Genomic DNA, 21,360 nt, shown 5'->3' on the forward strand with positions numbered 1-21,360 from the left:
CCGAAGCCTGCCATCGGGCCGCGCTTTGCGCGGCCCCGTTGGGGCGCCCCGGAATGACGCGCGGAGAGGGCAGTGGCGGCCGGTTGAACCGGCCGATGACGCCGGAACAGATGGCCGGCTGCGCGATCAACGCCAGCCTTCGACAACGACTTTCGCTCCCGCTCGCATCCCCTTACAAGCACGCCTGTCGTTCCGAAACGCAGATCGTCCTTCGTGCCGCCGCGCTCCAGATCTTCCAGCAAATCCCGCACCGGCAAGCGCTGGAGCGCCCTGCTCCGCCGCATCAGGCGCTGGCGGCCGGGACATTGGACAGGGCGGGACGCTGGGCGCGACGTTCCGGCCCATCAGGATCATCGTCATCGCAGCGATCCTGCTCGCGATATTCTTTATCGCGAACATGATCTATCAGGTGGCGCGCAAGCCGACCGAGCTGTTCTTCATCGCCGGCCATCGGCTCGACAAGGAGCCGTCGGAGACGTGGCGGCAATACGGGTCGCTGTTTCGCACCTATTCCACCGCGACGATCACGCCGGAGCTGCTGGCGGCACTGGCGCAGACGGAAAGCTCCGGCAATCCGGTCGCGCGCACCTATTGGCGCTGGCAGCTCGCGCTCAATCCGTTCTCGCTCTACAAGCCCGCGTCCAGTGCGGTCGGCCTCTACCAGACAACCGATCCGGCCTATGCGGAAGTGGCGCGCTATTGCATCCGCAATCACGCCGTCGTCGATGATGATTGCGGGGCGAGCCCCTACCTCCGCGTGGTCCCGAGCCACGCCATCGCGCTCGCCGCCATCTACCTCGATCGCAATGTCGCTGCCGTGCTGGCGCGCGTACCCGACGCCAAGCCGAACGCGCAGCAGAAGCAGGATCTCGCCACCATCATTCATCTCTGCGGCGCCGGCCCGGCGCTCGCCTTCGCGCGCCGCGCCTTTCAGGTGGCCGACGGCGAGCGCTGCGGCGACCATCTCGTCTCCGGCTATCTGGGCCGGGTCAATGCGATGAAGCGGGAGTTCAAGCGTCTGGCGGCCGAAGACCGCAACGAGCAATGATCGGCGGACGCTGCGGCGCCGACAACGATCCTTATTTGGGCGGCTGCAGGCCCGGACTGAGCGCCCATTTATCTGCGTTCTCTCTCACCTCATCCTGGCTCGGCCGCTTCGGCGGCTTCGAGTCCTTTGGGATTTTCGGAAGCTCGATTCTTTTTTCCATGAGCCAATCTCCTTGGCCGAAAGGCTACGCCTGCCAAGATGACCGCAAAATGAACAACCCATTGAATTTATTGATGTTTATTACTCATTTGGCGAATTCGTCGACTTTGCCGGAACTTCGAACTCTTACTCAGAGTTAGCTATCTACTCATGGTCCAATCCAGAGCCCTGACAGCGAAAAGGGGCAGTCATGAACAAGATCCGCGAGGAACGCCTGCAGATCATGCTCTCGCCGGCAGAGCTTGCCGTCATCGACGACTTCCGGTTCGCCCATCGGATGCCGACGCGTGCCGCCGCCGTACGCGAGCTCTTGAAATTGGGGCTGGCCTCGGCCGGGATCACCGAGGCAGACGGCAGCAAATCGAGCAACTACGGCGTCCTGCGTCGTGGACCGAACAGCTACACCGACGAGAGCGAGGCCTGATGCGCCGATTGCAAAATGCAGCGACGTCGCAAACGGCACCGGGAATGCATCATGCTATCTGAACGGGCGACCTTGCAGCAGCAGAGCTGCCCGCACCAGGCCGAGTCCTCGACATCCGATCAGACCGCAAAGGGCGACATCGCGGCCGTGCTCAAAATCGACAGCTTTGCCGCGGCGCGCGAGGTGCTGCGTTCCGCCGATGTCCGACAGGCAGGTTTCAACGCCGAGCTCGTCTCGCGCTTCATCGGCCGCGCCCACGCGCCCGTGATGTACCAGGATGGCGAAGCCCATCAGCGGCAGCGCAGCGCCACCGCACGCTTCTTCGCACCGCGCGTGGTGGCAACGCGGGCGCTGATGGAGGCAACCAGCCGCACGCTGGTGGAGCGTTTTCGCGCCGCGGGTCGCGCACGGCTCGACGACATGAGCCTGGAGCTCGCGGTGGCGGTCGCCGCCGATATCGTCGGGCTCACCGATAGTTCGCGCGAGAGCATGGCGCTTCGGCTGAACCGGTTTTTCTCCGCCACCCCGGGACGGCATGGGACATTCGCGACGGTCGGCAACGTCGTGCGTGGCCAGCTCCGCACCCTCAGCTTTTATCTGTTCGACGTGCGGCCGGCTATTCGTGCTCGTCGCCTCAACCCTCGCGAAGACGTCATCTCGCATCTGATCGCGGAAGGCTATTCCAAGCGCGAGATCCTGACCGAATGCCTCACCTATGCCGCGGCCGGCATGGCCACCACCCGTGAGTTCATCGTGATGGCGGCGCTGCGGCTGTTCGAGCGTAACGAGCTGCGCGCGCGTTTCCTCGATGCCGACGAGCCGGAGCGGATGATCATTCTGGAGGAGGTGCTGCGGCTCGAACCGGTGGTCTCCGTGCTGAAGCGGCGAGCGGCGCGCACGATGGCCCTCGAGACCGATGCCGGGCCGATGACGATTGCCGCACAAACGCTCATTGAGATCGACGTCGGCGCCGCCAATCGCGATGAAGCTGCGGCAGGTCCCTGCCCTCATCAGCTCGATCCGGACCGCGTGCGCGCTCCCAAGGCCGCCGCCAGCCTGATGAGCTTCGGCGACGGGCCGCATCGCTGCCCCGGCGCGGCGGTCGCGCTGCAGGAGGCCGCGATCTTCCTCGAACAATTGTTGCGCGTTCCCCGCCTGCGGTTGGAACGGCCGCCGACCATGACCATCAATCCGGTGAGCACGGGCTATGAGCTGCGCGACGCGGTGATCGCTGTTGGCTGAGATGTTGGAAGTAGCTGAGTTCTACGAACGAAAAATGGCTCCCTTTCGGGAGCCATCTTCGTTACGCCTGTTCCGTCACGCGTTGGGCTTAGTCGTCCCAATCATGGAAGTGGTGGCGCCTGATGACGACCGTACGATCGGCGTCGCGATCATACCATCCACGGTGCCAGCCATAATCGTGCCTGTAGAACCGCGGACCATCGTAGTCACGATAGTAGCGGTCGCCGCCCACGCCAATGTGGACGCCGAAATCCTCAGCGCTTGCCACAGTCGGCACTGCCACTGCGAGGGTCGCAAGTGCGGCGAGAACATAGGAAAGTTTCATCATGATCCTCTCTCCTCTCGTTACCCTGGACAGAAAACGAATGCATCAGACCACCGTTCCGGTTTCGAGGGCGAAACTTTCTTGAACGCATATTCAGGTCCGTTCCCACTTTCGGTATTGGCATTTCACGCCGAAGCAAACACGTCATTCATGGCAGCACCGTCCAGATCTCGTTACGGCCGTAACGGAGTTTCGGGGCGAGGCAACGATTCCGTAGCTGAAAAAAACAAGTGTTCTGCTACTCACCCGCAAGGCCCATGCGCGCTGAGATCGCTTCACGAATAGCGGAGCATCGGCTTCGAAGGAGAGCTTGAGTGGACGCTGGATGACGAGCCGTGACCCTGTTGTTGCGCCTATTTCTATTGGTCGCGGTTGCGCTCCTGCCGGCGATCGCCGTGCAATCCTACAATGAATTCGATCTTCGCCGGTCGCGCGAAATGGAGGTGCAGGAGCAGGTGCTCGGGCTCGCCAAGCTCGCCGCGGCCGAGCAGCAGCAGATCGTGCAGGGCATTCGCCAGGCGCTGATCGCGCTCTCGGAGCTTCCGGCGATCAAGTCCAGAGATGCAGAGGGTTGCGGCGCCTATCTCTCCAGGATCAGGGAGCGGTATCCGGAATTCATCAGCTTCATCGTCGTCGACATGGAGGGCGAGGCGTTTTGCGACTCCAGCGGCGCGTTCAAGCGAGAGACCGCCGCCGGGCGCGCCTATTTCGCCAGCGCGGTGAAGAGCGGCAAGTTCACGGTCGGCAGCTATGCGATCGGCCGGCAGACCGGTCGCAGGGTGCTGCACTTCGCGGTACCGTTCTATGGCGATGATGCCCAGATGGGCGGCGTCGTCATTGCTGCCCTTGGTCTGGACTGGCTCGCCGATTACATCGCGCACAAAGGCGTGCAGCGAAGAGCGGTGCTTGCCATCACCGATCGCAATGGGACCTACCTGGCGCGCTATCCGGACAATGCAAGCTTCGTAGGCCGGAAGATGCCGTCCGACCATGCCACCGATCTGGATCGCCCCGGCACGGTCACCACGCGCGATCTCGATGGCGTCGAGCGCATCGTCGGCTACGCCGGGCTGCAGACCGATTCCGGGCAGCTCTTGGTCACGATCGGCGTCGACAAGACGCTGGCCTTCAGCGCGATCCAGCAGCGCACCCGGCTCGGCATCCTCCTGATCGTGCTCTGCACCGCGGTGGCACTGGCGCTGACATGGTTCGGCGCACGGCGCTTTATCCAGTATCCGCTGACGCAGCTGGCCGATGCCGCCAACCAGTGGCGGCTCGGCGACTACGCACGGCGCGTGCCGATCGTGGACAGGCAGTCGGAGATCAGCCGGGTCGCTGCAGCGTTCAACACCATGGCCAATGCGCTCGCCGATCGCGAGCACGAATTGTGCGAGGCCAAGGAGCGAGCCGAGCACGCCGCCGCGCGCATCACGGCGATCTTCGAATCGACGACGGATTGCGTCATCATCGTCGATCCCGAATGGTACATCACCTATCTCAACGAGAACGCCAGGCTGCAGCTTGCCGGCGGGCGCGACCTGCTCGGCTTGAACCTGTGCGAGACGTTTCCGGACGCGGTCAATCTGGAGACCTCGGCGCTGGTGCACGAGGCGGTGCCGAACCGGCGCCGGGCCTCATTCGAAACCTGCTATGGCGGCGTCTGGTACGAGGTCAACGCATTCCCGTCGGGCGAAGGCGTCGCCGTGCTGTTCCGCGACATCACCGAGCACAAGCACGCCGTCGAGGCGCGCCGCGCGATGGAAGAGCAGCTGCATCAAAGCCAGAAGATGGAGGCGGTCGGTCAGCTCACCGGAGGCGTCGCGCATGATTTCAACAATCTGCTGATGGTCATCTCCGGAAATCTCGAGCTGATCGATGATCTCGCCGGCGAGAACGACAGCATCCGGCAACTGGCGGCGTCCGCGCGCAAGGCTGCCGACCGCGGCGCCCGCCTCACTGCACAGCTGCTCGCCTTCTCCCGCAAACAGACACTGAACCCGAAGCCGGTCCATGCCGGCACGCTGGTGCGCGAGTTCGAAGGGCTGATCCGCCGCGCGATCGGCGAGGGCAACGAAGTCAGGCTGATCTCGGACGATCGTGTCCATCTCTGTCACGTCGATCCGGCGCAGCTCGAGACCGCCCTGCTCAATCTCGTCCTCAACGCGCGCGACGCCATGCCGGATGGCGGCGCGCTGCAGATCGAGACCCGGAACGTCACGCTGGAGGACGGCGCCATCGCCGGCGTTGCGGCGGGCGCCTATGTCAAGCTGTCCGTCACGGACACCGGACGCGGCATGCCGCGCGAGACTCTGGACCGGGTGTTCGAGCCGTTCTTCACCACCAACGAGGTCGGCAAGGGCACCGGCCTTGGATTAAGCATGGTCTATGGCTTCGTCCGGCAATCCGGCGGCCACGTCACGATCGAGAGCGCGGTTGGCGCGGGCACCACAGTCAGCTTGTACCTGCCGAAATCGACCAGGATGCCGGAAGCGCAGGCACAGGCACTGCAGATCCAGGACTTGCCGGCCGGTTCGGGGCGCATCCTCGTGGTGGAGGACGATGACGAGGTGCTGGACGTCACCTCCGCGATGCTGAAGCAGCTCGGTTATCAGGTGCTTTGTGCGCGCCGGGGCGCAGAGGCCGTTCAGATGCTCAGGAGCGAGGAGGAGTTCGATCTCCTGTTCAGCGACGTCGTGATGCCGCAGGGCATCAGCGGCATCGAGCTCGCGCGCGAGGCGCGGCGGCTGCGCAACGGCATCAAGATCGTGCTCACCTCGGGCAATGCGGCCGACATATTGGCCCGCCATGGCGCGGAGGACGAGTTTCCGATCATCGGCAAGCCGTTTCGACGTGCCGAGCTCGCGCAATATCTCAAATCGGTGATGCAGGGGTCGTGATGCAAATGGCCGGGCCATTGCTGCCGTGGATCGGCCGGCTCTTTCACTGCGAACAGCGGATTGCGGTTCCGCATTAAGCACGTCGCAATCGAGCACGGCCGGCCGTTCAGCGTTAACATCTTGGTTAGATCTTTGCCTGCATTTTCGCGGTCTCCTTCATCAGAGAGGCACCATGTCCGACATCAGCATTCCCGGCGGTCGTATTCGTTCTTTCATCGAGCGGATCGAGACTCTGGACAGCGAATTGCAGGAATTGAACGAGCAGAAGAAGGAAGTCTTCTCGGAAGCCAAGGGCGAGGGCTTCGACGTGAAAATCCTCAAGGAGATCATCAAGCTTCGCAAGCAGGATCAGGACGAGCGCGATGAGCACGAGACGCTGCTCGACATGTATCTGCGCGCGATGGAGACGGCCGAGAAGGAACCGCAAGCCAAAGCAGCCTGAGGTTTGACGCGCGAGGCGGCTTCTCCGCCGCAACCGACGAGGAGACGGCGGGTGCGCAACCCGCCTCTCCATCCTCCGATATGTGCGTCGCTGCGCGATGATCCAACGGGAAACGCGTCTTGCAATGCGCTGCTTGCGCCGCGCTCCGTCCCGATGGACAATGCCTCGGGGATCAACCAGGGGCTGCGGACATGAGTGCGGGACGCGCATTGTTTTTCGGCGCGCTTATCGCCGTCATCATCACGGCGACGACCGCCTTCGGCCAGACCACCGTACGGTCGCCGGTCGGCGGTTTCGGCTCGCCGCCCGACGCCATGATCTTCTATGTTGCGCATGGCGCGACCGATGCCTGCGGCCCTGGCTGCTCGGACTGGATCGCGGCCGAAGGGACCGTGCAATGGGATACGCATAAGCGGCTGATCGCGATCCTCGACCGGCAAGCCGGCCACAAGCTGCCGCTCGTGATTCAGACCTGGGGCGCGTCCGCTCTGAATGTCGCCACCAGTCTCGGGCGGATCCTGCGCGACCGCGGCATCGACGCCACTGCCGGCCGCACCGAGGTCGATGCTTGCAAGGACAGGCCGGGTGCGGATTGCTTTGCGCTGAAGCGTCCCGGTGGACCGCTCGATGCCCGCCTTGATCAGTCCGCGCCCCGCTGCGACACGGCTTGCGTGCTGATGCTGGCCGGCGCGGTGCATCGCCGCCTTCCTCCGGGCACCCAGATGATCCTGGAAGGCATGACGATCCGCAATCGCCGGGCACCCAATATTTCCGACGAACACCGCGAGGGCATGGCGACGTATTTCGACACGCAGTTCAGGATCTATCTGCGCGAGATGGGCGTCGATCCTGCACTGCTCGACATCGTCGACCGCAACTCGGCCTCGCACCAAATGACTGAATTGCCATCGTCCGAATGGAGCAGGCTCGGCATCGTCACGACGCAGCCGTAGTCTGCAGACGGTTTCAGGTCAGAGGCATGCCGAGCCGGCCCGTGCCGGGAAATTTCAGCGCCGGCCGCCGCAGGTCGAAGCCGAGCACCGCGCCGAAGAGATTCAGCTCGACGCCTTCGATCCAGCCGACCGTCAGGCCGAGATAGCCGCCGAGCGAGACGAACAGGCCCGTGCCCGAGGCGGTCCGTCCCCACCACTCGCCGTGATAGGGAAAGTCCTTGCCGATTGCAGTCGGCGGCAGCACTGCGCGCAGCTCCGGCACGGCATTCAGCGCGGCCTGCACGAAGGTGTTGGAGTTCGGCCCGGGCCAGGCCTGATAGTCGCCCAGGCTGCGAAACCGATAGGTCTCGACCACCGCGCGGATCTTCGGGATCACTCGCTCCGCATCGTCGCCATCGACGGCCAAGACGGTCTCCGGCAAGGCGCCGAACCAGCGGCCATCGGGCGCGAAGCCGTCGACGCGGATCGGCTCACCCCAGGCGGTGTAATCGTAGCGCGTGTAGCGCAGGGCGCCGCGTTCCTTCAGCACGATCCAGCAATGGACCGCAAAGATGCCGCGCCAGCGCACCGTGCGCGCGGCATAGACCCGGACCAACGCATCCAGGTGCTGTGACGCCGGCAGCAGCAGCCCTGCACTGGAACGGTCCGCAGTCTGCCAGTTGGCGCGACGATCGCCGACGGCAAGATAGCTGGCGGCCGAAACAGCAATCGGGCCGAAGATGAGAAACACCAGGAGGAGCACGGATTTCTTCACGAAGGGGGCGGGCGACCGGGGGAGCGGCAGGCGATGACTGCGATGTAGTCACTGCGGCCGCCTTCGCCAGTGATACCTCCGCCGCCGTGGGTTCAGAACTTCCCTCGCGGCAAACGAGATAGTGATCGCGGGCCCTACTGCCGACCTTCGAGCCGCATCGCGCTGTTTCGCCCTGTAGAACTACGGGCCGCAGAAGCACGATCTTGGAACTTGGCATAAAGCATGCTTGCTCATCATTGCCGGGTTCCATCTTTCACGCAAGGTTATCATGCTCGTCACTCTCGTCGCCCTGCTTTGCAACGGCCAGCTCTGCATGGAAAAGGTCGTGACCAATAGCGAGATGTCCGGAATCACGATGATGTCATGCGCAGTCAACGCGCAGATCGGTATCGCCGACTGGCTCTCCAAGGGCCCCTATCAGTCCTGGCATCTGCAGAGCTACAAATGCGTCGCAGGCAAGTACACCCCCAAAAGCCAGGCCTGAGCTGCGGCGGCGCGCCACCGGCCGGTGTGCCTGCTCGGACACTCGCTTAATCCTGCCGAGGCCATCCCTAAGTGAAGGTCTGATTCTCCGCACTAGCCGGGATCGCCGTTTCCCGAGAGCACCTGCGCCGCGCCGCCGATGCCGCGACGGAACGCCTCGTCGAAGGTGACGCCGCGCATCTTCCATCGGTGCGACCGCCCGTCGGCGTCGAGCCGCCACTCGGTGACCCAGCCGAGATCATCATCGTCCCAGGCCAGCCGTCCGATCAGGATGGCCTCCGGCCCCTGCGCGGCGACCAGCGGCGCCAGGGTCTCGACGGGCGCCGTCATCAGCGCGGCATCACCGACATTCAGCTTGGCCACGGATGCCTCGTCAGGCAGCAAGATAGTCATGCCGCGCCTGGACGCGGCGATCCGCGCGGAATCGCGTTGCAGGTCTGATTGCCTGCCGTCTGCCGTGACAATGAAGCTGCGCGCCGCCGCCACCATGGCGACGATGATGCCGAGCGTCGGCCGATGCGACAGCCATGGCTTCAACCCAAGGGAGCCCAGCAGCTCATCGATTTTTGATTTGTCGAAATCGACGATCAGATCATAGGGCCGGTCGCGCGTGCCCTGCTCGTCGCGTTTGGGCTTGCCCGACATCTGGTCGTGATAATCGAAGGCGGTGACGAAATCGGCCGCGCGAGACTTGAACGGTTCAAGTCGCGCATCGCCGGCGAGCTGCAATGCGCCGGAGACCTTGATGAGCACGTCTTCCAGGCAGGCTGCAAAGCCGATCAGGCGGTTGGGTTCGCCCTGTCCGGTGACGGCGGTCTGGGCACGATAGAGATCGTCAGCGCGCGCCGGCGTCATGCCGAACGAGATGACGAGCAACACTCCGAAGAGAACGCTCCGGACGTCCCAACCGTGCCACTGCCGAACCATATCGATGATCTCCACCTCTGGGGAAGTATCGTTCGATGTCGTGGGCCGCAGCATATACACGCGCGATGGCAACGGGAATCGGATTCATCGCCGCCGGCGGCGCCTGGTGCGCGCACCGTCTGATCCCCGCCCAGAAACCCATGCGCGGTCTCCCCGCCTCGACGTCGTGCCGTCGCGACCGCCGGACCCGACCGTCGCTGACGTACTGCCCCGCCGAGTGTCCCGCGAAGACGGGATTAAGGCGCTTACACCGGAGCGGTTCAATTACGTCCTAAGTCTTTGCAACCCGTGGAGATTGCAAGGGCGTGTTGCATTCGAGCAGCTCAGCGACTGAGGCAGAATGATCGAGAGCGCGTCCAGTCACTCATTTAATAAATGATGTCTAATAACTGATGTCGGATCGCGTCACTCATCGCGCGGCATCGTCGGCGTTTCCCGCATTTGTCGATTTTTGTGTCAGATTGTTGCGCTTTATTCCAGATGCTCCGCAGCCGCTGCGATCCATGATCATGATCCATGACCATCACGACGCCGCGCCGGACGAATCGGCTCGCACCGCTTCATCCGGCGTTGGTCATCGCTCTGCATGACCTGCGGACTACTTCTGCCGATCCAGCTTGGTGATGGTCTTGGCCCCACCGCTGTCGACGGTCGAGAATGTCACACGATCTCCGGCGTGGACGTCCTCCATCATGGCAGTATCCTTGATCTTGAACTCCTCGGCTGTGCCGCCGGTGTTGGCGCCAACCGTGCCGGTCTGGATGCGCTGGATCGCGATGGTGCCGTTCAGCCGGTTGATGCCGGTGACCATGCCTGTCGCGCCCTGCTCGGCCGCATGGGCTGACAGGCTGATGGCGGCGGCCGCGACACCTGCGAAAAGAATTGTTGCTACTCTCATCGGCCCTCTCCTCATAGTCCGTGCAGCGGCCTCGATGTTCATCCCGACACCGCAGCATGTTGTGCAACGTAGATCAGCCCAGGTGCTCGCGACTTTCTTAGCTCGCACCCTGCGTACACGCCACCTCTCATGGCGACACGACAGAACGTCTGCTCGCGGCTACAAGACGCCGCCCCTGCGCCTGGTTCCGGGAACCATGCGTATGTTGACACGCAAACGCGGCGGTTTGACGAAGTCCTGAAACGGCGATGTTGATTTATACGCATCCTTGGAGCCGGCTTTCCGCGCATGTCTCACATGGAGCCGCGTCATCATTAGTCTTGCATCAGCCGTGACACTGCGGACTTTCAACATCTCACACGTATTGGAGCGGACGATCATGGTCATGACGGCTGACATTTCGCGGATCTCGGATTGCGCGTCTCGTCAGCATTCATCGTTGCGTCATATTGCGGCTTGACAGCGCGACATGATGGGAGGAGCATCAGATGCGTCGTTCGAAGCGACTGCGTCGGAACAGCGATGTTGATCGCTATGGCGACGACTTCGACCAGAGCAAGGGAGGTTTGATGACGCCACCTCCGTACCAGAACCGCTGAGTGCTCCGGTTGTCCGGATCGGGCCGGCGCATAGCGGCAACCCCACGAACGGCACGCCGGGTCGAGGTTTAGCGGGCCGCATCAGCAAGGCATGGCCCCTTCCCGCCCGGCGCTGTGCCGTGTTCAAAGCCATCAGTTGGAGATCGAACGGGGTTCAATCGACGAATTGATCAAATGGCTGAAACGGCATTTCCCTCGATTCGGGATCGGATCCACAGGGATGGGATTCACAAGGATATGACCGTACGGGGAACGGCGGACGCGCGGAGCAACGCCCGCCGTTGGTTTGTGTCATTTATCAGTTATCGATCAGCTTGGTCGCGATGATGATGACCTCATCGACATTCCTCCGCGCTACTTGCTGTAATCGTAGAACCCCTTGCCGGACTTGCGGCCAAGCTGTCCGGCCGCAACCATCTCCTTCAACAGCGGCGCAGGACGATATTTCGGATCGTTGAAGCCGTTGTAAAACACCTCCATCACCGACAGCATGGTATCGAGCCCGATCAGGTCGGCGAGCGCGAGCGGTCCGATCGGATGATTGCAGCCGAGCTTCATGCCCTCGTCGATGTCGGCCGCCGTGGCGATGCCTTCTGAGAGCGCGAAGATCGCCTCGTTGATCATCGGACAGAGAATGCGATTGACCGCGAAGCCCGGGCTGTTCTTTGCGGTGATTGCGACCTTGCCGATCCGCTTGGCGAACTCGGCCGCTGCAGCGTGCGTGGCATCCGAAGTCTGTAGGCCCCGGATCAATTCGAGCAGCGCCATCATCGGCACCGGATTGAAGAAGTGCATGCCGATGAAGCGATCCGGACGATCGGTCGCGGTGGCGAGCTTGGTGATCGAGATCGAGGACGTGTTGGTGGCGATCAGCGCCTCCGGCTTCAGGATCGGGCAGAGATCCTTCAGGATCTTCAGCTTGAGTTCCTCGTTCTCCGTCGCGGCCTCGATCACCAGGTCGCAAGCCGCGAGTTTGCCGCGGTCGGTCGAGCCGGTGATGCGCGACAGCGCCGCTTCCTTGTCGGCAGCCGTGAGCTTCTCCTTCTTCACCAGGCGGTCGAGGCTCGAGCCGACCGTGGCAAGCCCCCGGGCCACCGCGGCTTCCGAAATGTCGATCATGATCACAGGCACGCCCGCCGCCGCGCAGACCTGCGCGATGCCGTTGCCCATGGTGCCAGCCCCGATGATGCCGAGCGTCTCAATCATATGCTGCTCTCCTTCCGTCCCGAACCGGGATCGCGTCCCGTGCCGAGACGTTGCTTAACAGGCAAACCGGGCGTCCGATAGAGCCCGCCGAGCGTTAGGAACGATCGCAACATCCATCCGTTGGCGCGATCAGTTGATGTCGCGGAGCTGCGACTGATGGAGCAAAGGAAGCAGTGAGATGGCTGACACCGGTGGATTCCAGACGTTCTGGTTGTGGGGTGCCGGGATCATTATTCTCGGACTCATCCTTGCTTTTGCGGCCACTCGTGCCGGCCGGCTGGGTGCCGGCGAGCGGGCGCGGCTCGATCGGAATACGGAAGCGGCAATGCGAGCCCATGATGACGCCGAGCAAAACGCGCCGGCCGGCGGTGACCTTCCCATGCGTGCGAGCAGGCCGTACGCAATCCTGATTCCGATCGTGGTGGTGGTGTTCGCGGTCGCGCTGATGATCTGGTCGCTCGCCGACACGCACGGTCCGTCCGGGCCATCCCGCCAGGCTACCGGCGGCCAGCAGAGCACGGGCAGTCAGACGACGGGCAGTGCATCGCGGAACAACCAGCCCAGTTCTGCGGCGCCGCCAGCGCCGGCGAACGATGCGGGGAGCGACAGTGCGCGAGGTAACGCGCCCCTCAACAGGAGTCGCTGAGCGCGCCGCTTCTCGGCAGCCAATTCGCGCCGATCAATCGGAGTGGGCCGCTCGCCTTACCGACGTTCCCGACGCGCAAAGGCGCGGCTTGCTGCGTGGGCTTGCGGGACCAAAGGCCTTCACGCATCGCCCCATGGGGCATCCGTGAAGGACTAATCGCAAGCGGCGCACTCATCGTTGATCAGCAGCGCCCTCGCCACGCTGTGATCGCCTGGATTCGCTGCGATTGGAACCGAGCCCGGTGGCCGCGGATTGGTTCGCGGAAACCCTCAGGGAATTTCGATCTGTCCCATTACTGTCAGGAGAGCGCTTTGCAGGAGACTGCCTTGACGCCTGGCGATCATCTCGAGCCGACCGTCCAGATCGCGCGCCATCCCATCCATGTCATGCTGGTCCCGATCCCCATCACCTGCTTCGTCGGGGCCTTCATTACTGATATCGCGTATTGGCTGACGGCCGAGATGATGTGGGCGAATTTCTCCGCCTGGCTGCTGACGGTCGGCCTCATCTTCGGCGTGCTGGCCGCGATCGCAGGCCTGATCGACTTCCTGGGCAACCGCCGCATCCGTAGCCAGTCTCCGGCATGGCCGCATATGCTCGGCAATATCGCGGTGATCATTCTCGCCTTCTTCAACATGCTGATTCACACGCGGGATGCGTGGACGTCGGTCGTGCCGGTCGGCCTCATCCTCTCGCTGGTCACCGTGCTGATCCTGCCGTTCACGGGCTGGCTCGGCTGGTCTCTGGTCTATCGTCATGGCGTGGGAGTGGCGCGATGAGAATGCCCATGGCCGCTCGCTGGGCTCCCTGGCTGACCGCGCTGCTGCTCGGCGGCATCGCCGTCACGCTCTCCGGCTGCAACGAAGGCGGCGATCCCAAAGCCCAGGTCGGCGCGAACCCCGCACTACCGGCACTGACGCAATATCTGCTGCCGCCGGTGAATATCGCGCGTGTGGTGGGCTGGAAACAGGGTGAGACGCCGACGGTCGCCCCTGGCCTGAAGATCGAAGCTCTTGCGACCGGCCTGCAGCATCCACGCTCGCTCTATACGCTGCCCAATGGAGACGTGCTGGTGGTGGAGTCCAAGGCGCCTCCCCCGCCGCCACCGAAGCGGCCAAAGGACATTGTGATGGCCCTTGTGGAGTCCTGGGCAACCTCGGGCGGCAGCACCGGACCGAGCAACCGCATCACGTTGCTGCACGACGCCAATGGCGACGGCGTACCGGAGGCGAAGAGCGTCTATATCGACCATCTCAACTCGCCGTTCGGCGTTGCGCTGGTCGGCAACGACCTCTATGTCGCCAACACCGATGCGATCGTGAAATATCCCTATCGTCCCGGCGAGAGCGAGATGAAGGCACAGGGCACCACGCTGACGGAGCTGCCGGGCGGCCCGATCGATCATCACTGGACCAAGAGCCTGGTGGCCAGCAAGGACGGCTCGCTGCTCTATGTCGGCGTCGGCTCCAACAGCAACATCACAGAGAACGGGATGGAAGCGGAGAAAAACCGCGCCGACATTCTCGAGGTCGATCGCGAGAGCGGGCGATGGCGCATCTTCGCCAGCGGCCTGCGGAACCCGAACGGCCTATCCTTCGAGCCCCAAAGCGGCGCGCTGTGGACCGTCGTCAACGAGCGCGACGAGATCGGCCCTGACCTCGTGCCGGACTATATGACCTCCGTGAAGGAAGGCGCCTTCTATGGCTGGCCTTACAGCTATTACGGCCAGCATGTCGATCCGCGGGTGATGCCGCAGCGGCCCGACCTGGTGGCGAAGGCGATACCGCCTGACTACGCGCTGAGCTCGCATGTCGCGCCGCTCGGCATGGTGTTCTACACGGCCGACGCGCTGCCGCAATCCTATCGTGGCGGGGCCTTCGTCGGAGAGCACGGCAGTTGGAATCGCACACCGCTCAACGGCTACAAGGTGATCTACGTACCCTTCAGCGACGGCAAGCCCAACGGCATGGCGCAGGATGTCGTCACCGGCTTCCTGAACGGCGACAACCAGGCGCGTGGCCGCCCCGTCGGGCTCGCGGTGGACAAGACCGGCGCACTGCTGATCGCCGACGATGTCGGCAACACGGTTTGGCGAGTGACAGCGGCCGGCAGTTGAGGCAGTGCGGGAACGCGACATCGGCCAGCGCGTTCTTGTCAGCTGAGAGATCTGCGGGAGGTTCACGTGGGACTTGCGCAATACGCGATCGTACCGGTTCAAGACCATTGGAGCGTGCTGCACGACGGCGATGTCGAAGGCGACTTCGCCACCAAGGAAGCGGCGTTCGAGTCCGCGGCCGCGGCCGCGTCGCTGGCGATCCGACAGGGACACGAAGTGCATCTAAGCGTGCCGGCCGGAGAAGCTGCGCGCTCCGGGGCGCCCTTCCAGATGACCCCGAACGGATGATGTGACCTCAAAACGCGAAATCGTTCCTGGGTCCACCGTCTTATTATCGTGATCGTGCACAGTAACGTGGGTTAGTGCGGCCATGCTGCGTCCGTTCGACACTTACGGCTTCCAAACCCAAGGAGGCCGATGTGACGACCAGACGAAACCGGCGCAAGCAGACCGTATCATTCGACCAGCGACTACGGGAGGCGGCAACCGCAGCGCGGGAGGCAGCGCGCCGGTTGCCCGCCGGGCAGGAGCGCGATGCATTGATGAAAAAGGCGCGCCAGGCCGAGACCGCTGCGACCATCAATGAATTGTTGAGTTCGCCGACCCTGCGTCCCTCCTCTCCCGGTTGATGAAGCTCGCGCCGCGACCGCCGCAGCGCAAAATCATGCCCCGTCCCCCCGCGGCCGGCGACCCCGCCTGTTCCGCGCTCCAAATGATCCACAAAGCAGCCCGACATTCGCCAAATCCATGCCTTCGTTTGGTCAAATCCGGCTGGACTGTGGAGCTTGGCAGGGATTTATTGAGCAGGCGCAAAAGAGTCTTGGATGGGACCTCCTGCGCCGGGCTTTCAATAGGAAATGACTGGACGCACGAACGCCATGAGCGTTGGCGCCAGGGGACAACCGGTATCCACTTTGCGCCCGCGTAGGCTCCCTCCGGGGCCGTGTCACACGTTGGCGCAGATCCGCGCCCCGCTCTTTCCAGGCGGGCGACAATGGAGGACGGAGCGTCGATGCTTTCCACGCCGACCACGAAAGACACTGATCCGCACAGCCCGGTGATCGACCCCGCGGTGGTGCTCGCCGCCCGGGCCGACCGGGTGGCCTCCGGTGCCGGTTCCGATGCAGCCCGGCGGGCCCTGGAGGGGCCGACGCCAACAGTCGACACCACATTCCGCCCCTCGGATGTGGATGCGCTAAATCCAGGCGGCGGCCGGAGTTCGATCGCGACCTGGGCGGTCCGTACCGGGCTTGCGGTGGCGCTGGCCGTCTGCAGCGCCGTCGGGGCCGCGGCCTGGCAGACCTATGGCGACCAGGCACAGGAGATGATCGGACGCTGGATGCCGCGGATCTCGCTATCGAACCCCGCGGTAGAGAAGGTCGCTTCACCGGCGCAGCCGGACGCCACCGCGCCGCAGGCAGCAGCCACCGAGGATCCAGCGCAAACGCCGGCGACGACGGCGCAAGCGACCGACAGTGCGGCGTCGGCAGCGCCGACCGTGCCGGCGGCAGCCGCCCCGAGCCAGGACAGCACGCAGCTCCTGCAGTCGATGGCCCATGATCTTGCCGCGATGGGCCAGCAGATCGCGGATCTCAAAGCCAGCATTGCGCAGCTCAAGGCCGGCCAGGAGCAGATGGCCCGCGACATGGCGCGGGGGTCCGAGAAGGCTGCGGAGCGCACGGCCGAGGCCAAGCCGTTCGATCCCAAGGCGATCGAACAGACCCTGCGTCCACGCCCGGCGCCGCGGCCGGCTGCCTCGACAGTTGCCACCGCCGCGCCGCTCCACCGGCCCCGCCCGGTCTATTCGCCGCCGCCTGCGCAGCCGATCGCAGCAGCCCCGGCTCCGATGCCGCTGCCGTCAGCACCGCCGCCGCCGGTCTCGTCCGACCCGGGTGTTGAGACCGTAGTGCGACCGCCGATGCCGGTGAGGTGACCTTTGGGAGAGCATGGCCGGTGCGGTGGTGCGACAAGAATACGCGCCGGGTAGGTCATGATGCGATGGGAAGGAATCGCATCATGATCTCATCTATTTGATTAATTATCTCGGCGCAGACGTCTTCGGCGCTTGTCGCGAGGAAAACTGCTTTCCACTTTTCCGGATCATGCTCTAGGCTGACTTGCCTTGCGGCGCGTATGGCGAGGAGCCCATGAGCCTGACCGATCCAACCTCCCTATCGACATCCGAACTGTCCCATCGCATCGCGGTGCTGCGCGACAACATCCGCCAGATCACGGAGCAGGCCGCTTCGCAATCCGGCGCGGCCGACGAAGAACGCAATGCGGAGCGTCTGGCGCAACAATCCGACGAACTCGACATCCTGCTGAAGGAGCAGGAGCGTCGCCTGAACAAGTGATGCGCGGGTGCGGGCCCCTGGCACGGGCGCCCGCGCTATCGCAGACGACGATAGGTGCCGTCGATGTTGCGCAAAGCTGCGGGATCGATTTGGATACCTCTCCTGTGCGTCGCCGGACTCCTGGTCGCGGTGGCGGGCGCCGGACTGAGCTATCGTGGCTACCGCCAGCATCTGGCTAGCGATCTCCTCGCAATCCATTCGCCCAGCGGAGTACAGGAGGGAGCATTTGTCCGCCTCGGCGGCATTGAACAGTGGGTCCAAATCCGCGGCGAAGATCGGAACAATCCAGTCCTTCTGTTCGTCCACGGAGGCCCAGGCGCCTCGACCCTGCCCCTCTCGTCGAGCTGGCTGCCTTGGGAGAGATACTTCACCATCGTGCAGTGGGATCAACGCGGTGCCGGCCGCACCTATGGCGCGAACACAGAAGCGATCGCTCCAACCATGACATTGGAGCGGATGACGCTCGATGGCATCGAGCTCGCGGAGCATCTGCGAACCCGTCTGCACAAGGACAAGATCATCCTGGTCGGGCATTCCTGGGGCTCTTTTCTCGGCGTCAGCATCGTCAAGCAACGTCCGGACCTGTTCTATGCCTATGTCGGCACGGGGCAGGTCGTCGGGAGAGCAACCTTCGAGAAGAGCTTCGAGATCACAATCGCTCATCTACGCGCGTTGGCGCAGGCGGCGAACAACACAGCAGCCCTGGCCGAGTTGACGCCGATCGCCTCGCAGCCGGCGATGAATGGAGAAAATCGGCTCGTTGCGGAAAAATGGAGCAAGGCGTTGGCGCTCCCATCCGCCGATCGTCTCGAGCCGGCCGGTCCCATCCCGCCTCTGTTCATGCCGGACTTCTCTCTCCTTGATTGGTACAACTGGAATGGAGGGATCGCGTTCTCGGCAAAGTACTTGCGCGGGCGCGACGGTCCGATGTTCAAGCGGGATCTCGCCTCGCTCGGCTTCGAATTCCCGATACCCGCGTTCTTCATCGAGGGCGACGGCGATGACGTCACGCCAAGCGGGCCAGCCGAACAATATTTCGAACGGCTGATCGCGCCACATAAGGAATTTGTGCTGGTCCGTGGTGGCGATCATTTCATTCCGTTTGATCGGCCGGATCGATTTCTGGCAGAGCTGGTCGCGCGCGTGCGGCCGTTCGCCGATCCTCCCAATCCCGCCCCCGCACCCTCGCTCGAATGAAATCTTGCTTATTGCCGTGCGCACGCTGCGACGGTAGCCTTGCTGAAAACGACAGGGTTCAGGGAGGTCCCAAGGATGCGTTATGCTTTGACGATGGCTGCGTTGCTGGTTGCGGCCGCGCCAGTGCAGGCCGAGCCGCGTTCGGTCTATGTCACCATGGTGCTGCAGGCCTTCGCGGCTAAGGTCGAATGCCCCGGCACCGACCTGGTCTATCAGGACCTCGTGCAGCGGGCGCAGGACATGCACATGCCCGACGGCACCACGGAGAAGGTGCGCAAGGCCATCGCCTATTTGCACACCGGCGGCCGCATGGGCGAGAAGCAGGATGATGACTTGATGGCCGAGGTCGCGATAGCGACGCAGGTGACCGACCACGACCAGCGCAATGTCGGCATGACCGCCTGGTGTGCGGACCAGAAGAAGCGCCTCGCCGGGTTCATTCGTCCCAAGGAAAACTAAGCGTGAGCGCCAGTTGCACAAATGCGGCGCCCCGAATGGTCAGGAGCACGTGATCCGGGCGTCTGCGCAGCGACCATCGCCGGAAGTCTCGGTTAGCTAGGAACGTTGGCGAGCGGCCGCGCCTGTCGCACGGCAGCAATTCCTCATTGGGAGATGGCCGATGCGCATCGAAACCGCCTTTCTGTTCGATCTGGACGGCACGCTGGTCGACAGTGTCTATCAGCACGTGCTCGCCTGGAAGACCGCGCTCGACAGCGAAAACATCGATCTCTCCGTCTGGCGCATCCACCGCAAGATCGGCATGAGCGGCGGCCTGTTCACAAACCAGCTCCTGCGCGAGACCGGTTTTGCCATCGAACCCGATCGGATCGAGCGGCTGCGCCGCACCCATGCCGAGGCCTATCAGCAGTTGGGCAGCACCGTCCGCCCGCTGCCCGGCGCGCGCGAGCTGCTGGTCTTCCTGAGCGAGGCCGGCATCCCCTGGGCGATCGCGACCAGCGGACGGATGGAGACCGCAGCCGTCAATCTCCAGGCGCTCGGCGTCGATCCCGACACCTGCCCAGTGGTGACCCGCGACCAGGTCCGCTATGCCAAGCCCGATCCCGACCTGTTCCTGGCCGCGGCCGCGCGCCTGGACACGCCGATCGAGCGCGCGATCGTGGTCGGCGACAGCATCTGGGACATGCTCGCCGCAACGCGCTGCCGCGCGCTCGGTGTCGGCCTGCTCAGCGGCGGCTACGGCTCCGAGGAGCTGAGGCAGGCCGGCGCCATCAGGGTCTATGACGATCCCGCCGATCTTCTCGACCATATCGACGAAGTCGGCGGGCGGCGCTGAATTCTAGCGGCTCCGCAGCCCGAACCAGGCAATCACGGCGATCGGCGCGCCGACGCCGAGCCACGAGAGCACGTGACCGGTCTCGCCGAAGGCGAACGCCGCGATGAGACCGAACGCGCTGACCGCCGCCAGCGCGAGCGGCATTGCGAACACGCGCGTCATGCCGCCTCCCGGGCGGCGCGCAGGGCAGCGCCCTCGCCCGTGCGCGAACGCCGCCGCACGGTTCGCGCGGCCCACAGATAAAGGCCACTGCCGAGCACGACGATAGTGATGACGTCGAGGATCGCCCAGATGATCTTGAGCGGCAGCCCGGCATAGTCGCCGAAATGCAGCGGCTGCGACACGAACAGCGCCTTCAGATAAAGCGGCAGCTCGCGCGTATCGCTCACCTCGCCGCTCGCGCCGTCGAGCAGCACCGGCTTGAGCAGCCGGGACGTCAGCGGCTGGTCGCCGCGCATGAAGGCCGCGAAATGATGCGATGACGAAAATGGCGTTCCGGGAAAAGCGATGAAGGCGACCTCCATGCCCGGCGCGGCCTTGGCCGCCTCCGCCACCACCTTGTCGAGCGAGGCCAGCTGCGCCGGTGCCGGCGCTCCGGCGTAGCGCGCGACCATGGCGGCGAGTTCGGTGGCGCGCCATTGATCGAGCATCGGCTGAGCCAGCGTGTTGATGGCGCCGGTGGCGCCGACCACGATAGCCCAGACCACGGTCGTGATGCCCAGCAGATTGTGCCAATCGAGCCATCGCACGCGGCGCGACGACTTGCGCCGCAACGTCCCGAAATCGAGCCTCCGCGTGAACGGCCAATACAGCACGATGCCGGAGGCGATCGCGATCAGGAACAAGAGACCCATGCCGCCGAGAAACAGCTCGCCAGGCAGACCGAGATACATGTCGGTGTGCAGCTTCAAAAGCACCAGCATCGGTCCGGTGTCGACACGGCCGGCTGGCTGCGCATCATAGGCATCGAACGCCGCGACCACGGTCTCGTCGGGAGGGCCGTCCGCCGCTCGATTGACATAAGCGGTGACGAGCCCGGGCTCGTCCTTGTCCCAGGCCAGATATTGCAGCACCTTGCCGGGCTCGCGCGCCAGCGCCGCGCGGCCGATGTCGTCGATCGCAGCCTTGCGGCCATCCGCCGGCGCCGGCCTCGATTGCGGCGCATAGCCGAGCCAGTCGTCGATCTCGTGATGGAAGATTAGCGGCAACCCGGTCAGGCACAGCAACAGCAGGAAAATGGTCGAGACCAGGCTCGTCCATTGATGGACCCATCGCCAGACCCGCACTGCCTTCGCCGTCACCGCAATTTCGCTCCCTCTCGTGGCCGTGCGCTGCTTAACATCAGCACGCGGCGATGAGGCGGTGCGACAGACTTGAATTGGTCTAATGACGCGCG

At 64.0% G+C, this 21,360-nt stretch carries 26 protein-coding genes; 19 read left to right on the forward strand and 7 right to left on the reverse strand.

The genetic code is table 11. From position 1 onward, the window contains the following. Window positions 1-397: 397 nt before the first annotated feature. The 4 genes from P6U24_RS19785 to P6U24_RS19800 are packed head-to-tail and all read left to right on the forward strand — an operon-like array spanning window position 398 to window position 2,873. A complete protein-coding gene (locus P6U24_RS19785; RefSeq protein ID WP_407154201.1) occupies window positions 398-1,048 on the forward strand; it encodes a transglycosylase SLT domain-containing protein in 651 nt (216 codons plus the stop codon). Beyond that, window positions 1,045-1,347: a hypothetical protein gene (locus tag P6U24_RS19790; RefSeq protein WP_407154202.1), complete on the forward strand. Its 303-nt coding sequence runs from the start codon at window positions 1,045-1,047 to the stop codon at window positions 1,345-1,347. Before P6U24_RS19785 ends, P6U24_RS19790 begins: the two co-directional genes overlap by 4 nt. 50 nt (window positions 1,348-1,397) lie before the next feature. Next, window positions 1,398-1,631: a hypothetical protein gene (locus P6U24_RS19795; protein ID WP_407154203.1), complete on the forward strand. Its 234-nt coding sequence runs from the start codon at window positions 1,398-1,400 to the stop codon at window positions 1,629-1,631. A 51-nt stretch (window positions 1,632-1,682) separates the two neighbouring features. Next, the gene (locus tag P6U24_RS19800) at window positions 1,683-2,873 is read left to right on the forward strand and encodes a cytochrome P450 (RefSeq protein ID WP_407154204.1); all 1,191 of its coding nucleotides are present in this window, start codon (window positions 1,683-1,685) and stop codon (window positions 2,871-2,873) included. Window positions 2,874-2,961: 88 nt separating this feature from the next. On the opposite strand, the gene P6U24_RS19805 is transcribed toward P6U24_RS19800, so the two are convergent. Then, window positions 2,962-3,201 (reverse strand): hypothetical protein, encoded by a 240-nt coding sequence (locus P6U24_RS19805; RefSeq protein ID WP_407154205.1) that lies wholly within the window; start codon window positions 3,199-3,201, stop codon window positions 2,962-2,964. A 332-nt stretch (window positions 3,202-3,533) separates the two neighbouring features. Here P6U24_RS19805 and P6U24_RS19810 point away from each other — a divergent pair, with 332 nt between their 5' ends. The 3 genes from P6U24_RS19810 (at window position 3,534) to P6U24_RS19820 (ending at window position 7,490) form a co-directional block, all read left to right on the forward strand. Beyond that, window positions 3,534-6,095 (forward strand): ATP-binding protein, encoded by a 2,562-nt coding sequence (locus P6U24_RS19810; protein WP_407154206.1) that lies wholly within the window; start codon window positions 3,534-3,536, stop codon window positions 6,093-6,095. Between the two features lie 172 nt (window positions 6,096-6,267). Then, window positions 6,268-6,537 (forward strand): DUF2312 domain-containing protein, encoded by a 270-nt coding sequence (locus tag P6U24_RS19815; protein ID WP_407154207.1) that lies wholly within the window; start codon window positions 6,268-6,270, stop codon window positions 6,535-6,537. Window positions 6,538-6,728: 191 nt separating this feature from the next. Then, window positions 6,729-7,490 (forward strand): hypothetical protein, encoded by a 762-nt coding sequence (locus P6U24_RS19820; RefSeq protein WP_407154208.1) that lies wholly within the window; start codon window positions 6,729-6,731, stop codon window positions 7,488-7,490. A gap of 13 nt (window positions 7,491-7,503) precedes the next feature. Here the strand turns inward: P6U24_RS19820 and P6U24_RS19825 are convergent, their stop codons facing one another. After that, window positions 7,504-8,232: a DUF3750 domain-containing protein gene (locus tag P6U24_RS19825; RefSeq protein WP_407154209.1), complete on the reverse strand. Its 729-nt coding sequence runs from the start codon at window positions 8,230-8,232 to the stop codon at window positions 7,504-7,506. 280 nt (window positions 8,233-8,512) lie between these two features. Between P6U24_RS19825 and P6U24_RS19830 the strand changes: the two genes are divergently transcribed. After that, on the forward strand, window positions 8,513-8,728 hold the full coding sequence (locus tag P6U24_RS19830) for a hypothetical protein (RefSeq protein WP_407154210.1): 216 nt from the start codon (window positions 8,513-8,515) through the stop codon (window positions 8,726-8,728). A 92-nt stretch (window positions 8,729-8,820) separates the two neighbouring features. Here the strand turns inward: P6U24_RS19830 and P6U24_RS19835 are convergent, their stop codons facing one another. Next, complete coding sequence (locus tag P6U24_RS19835; RefSeq protein WP_407160522.1) at window positions 8,821-9,582, reverse strand: DUF2066 domain-containing protein; 762 nt, start codon at window positions 9,580-9,582, stop codon at window positions 8,821-8,823. Between the two features lie 464 nt (window positions 9,583-10,046). On the opposite strand from P6U24_RS19835, the gene P6U24_RS19840 reads away from it, so the two are divergent. Continuing rightward, the gene (locus P6U24_RS19840) at window positions 10,047-10,244 is read left to right on the forward strand and encodes a hypothetical protein (RefSeq protein WP_407154211.1); all 198 of its coding nucleotides are present in this window, start codon (window positions 10,047-10,049) and stop codon (window positions 10,242-10,244) included. Between the two features lie 8 nt (window positions 10,245-10,252). Here P6U24_RS19840 and P6U24_RS19845 read toward each other — a convergent pair whose 3' ends face one another. Beyond that, window positions 10,253-10,552: a copper-binding protein gene (locus P6U24_RS19845; RefSeq protein WP_407154212.1), complete on the reverse strand. Its 300-nt coding sequence runs from the start codon at window positions 10,550-10,552 to the stop codon at window positions 10,253-10,255. A gap of 953 nt (window positions 10,553-11,505) precedes the next feature. Continuing rightward, the gene (locus P6U24_RS19850) at window positions 11,506-12,357 is read right to left on the reverse strand and encodes a 3-hydroxybutyryl-CoA dehydrogenase (protein ID WP_407154213.1); all 852 of its coding nucleotides are present in this window, start codon (window positions 12,355-12,357) and stop codon (window positions 11,506-11,508) included. 178 nt (window positions 12,358-12,535) lie between these two features. Here P6U24_RS19850 and P6U24_RS19855 point away from each other — a divergent pair, with 178 nt between their 5' ends. The 10 genes from P6U24_RS19855 to P6U24_RS19900 all read left to right on the forward strand — a co-directional run bounded on the left by P6U24_RS19855 (window position 12,536) and on the right by P6U24_RS19900 (window position 19,964). Next, a complete protein-coding gene (locus P6U24_RS19855; RefSeq protein ID WP_407154214.1) occupies window positions 12,536-13,003 on the forward strand; it encodes a hypothetical protein in 468 nt (155 codons plus the stop codon). 386 nt (window positions 13,004-13,389) lie between these two features. Further along, window positions 13,390-13,782, forward strand: coding sequence for a DUF2231 domain-containing protein (locus P6U24_RS19860; RefSeq protein WP_407160523.1), 393 nt, complete (start codon window positions 13,390-13,392; stop codon window positions 13,780-13,782). Window positions 13,783-13,790: 8 nt separating this feature from the next. Then, complete coding sequence (locus P6U24_RS19865; protein WP_407154215.1) at window positions 13,791-15,119, forward strand: PQQ-dependent sugar dehydrogenase; 1,329 nt, start codon at window positions 13,791-13,793, stop codon at window positions 15,117-15,119. A 66-nt stretch (window positions 15,120-15,185) separates the two neighbouring features. Continuing rightward, window positions 15,186-15,407 (forward strand): hypothetical protein, encoded by a 222-nt coding sequence (locus P6U24_RS19870; protein WP_407154216.1) that lies wholly within the window; start codon window positions 15,186-15,188, stop codon window positions 15,405-15,407. A 131-nt stretch (window positions 15,408-15,538) separates the two neighbouring features. Then, the gene (locus P6U24_RS19875; protein WP_407154217.1) at window positions 15,539-15,748 is read left to right on the forward strand and encodes a hypothetical protein; all 210 of its coding nucleotides are present in this window, start codon (window positions 15,539-15,541) and stop codon (window positions 15,746-15,748) included. A 383-nt stretch (window positions 15,749-16,131) separates the two neighbouring features. Further along, on the forward strand, window positions 16,132-17,052 hold the full coding sequence (locus tag P6U24_RS19880; protein ID WP_407154218.1) for a hypothetical protein: 921 nt from the start codon (window positions 16,132-16,134) through the stop codon (window positions 17,050-17,052). A gap of 214 nt (window positions 17,053-17,266) precedes the next feature. Then, a complete protein-coding gene (locus P6U24_RS19885; RefSeq protein WP_407154219.1) occupies window positions 17,267-17,473 on the forward strand; it encodes a hypothetical protein in 207 nt (68 codons plus the stop codon). Window positions 17,474-17,536: 63 nt separating this feature from the next. Further along, entirely contained in the window at window positions 17,537-18,670 is a 1,134-nt protein-coding gene (locus tag P6U24_RS19890; RefSeq protein ID WP_407154220.1) for an alpha/beta fold hydrolase, read from the forward strand. A 75-nt stretch (window positions 18,671-18,745) separates the two neighbouring features. Beyond that, the gene (locus tag P6U24_RS19895; protein ID WP_407154221.1) at window positions 18,746-19,129 is read left to right on the forward strand and encodes a hypothetical protein; all 384 of its coding nucleotides are present in this window, start codon (window positions 18,746-18,748) and stop codon (window positions 19,127-19,129) included. Window positions 19,130-19,289: 160 nt separating this feature from the next. Beyond that, on the forward strand, window positions 19,290-19,964 hold the full coding sequence (locus P6U24_RS19900; RefSeq protein ID WP_407154222.1) for an HAD family hydrolase: 675 nt from the start codon (window positions 19,290-19,292) through the stop codon (window positions 19,962-19,964). A 3-nt stretch (window positions 19,965-19,967) separates the two neighbouring features. Here P6U24_RS19900 and P6U24_RS19905 read toward each other — a convergent pair whose 3' ends face one another. Together P6U24_RS19905 and P6U24_RS19910 are read right to left on the reverse strand one after the other, a co-directional pair. Next, window positions 19,968-20,126 (reverse strand): hypothetical protein, encoded by a 159-nt coding sequence (locus P6U24_RS19905; RefSeq protein ID WP_407154223.1) that lies wholly within the window; start codon window positions 20,124-20,126, stop codon window positions 19,968-19,970. Further along, window positions 20,123-21,265, reverse strand: coding sequence for a PepSY-associated TM helix domain-containing protein (locus tag P6U24_RS19910; RefSeq protein ID WP_407154224.1), 1,143 nt, complete (start codon window positions 21,263-21,265; stop codon window positions 20,123-20,125). The genes P6U24_RS19905 and P6U24_RS19910 overlap by 4 nt, the downstream gene beginning before the upstream one ends. Window positions 21,266-21,360 lie beyond the last annotated feature (95 nt).

The organism is Bradyrhizobium sp. STM 3557 (assembly GCF_045571465.1).
In the GTDB taxonomy this organism is placed as follows: domain Bacteria; phylum Pseudomonadota; class Alphaproteobacteria; order Rhizobiales; family Xanthobacteraceae; genus Bradyrhizobium.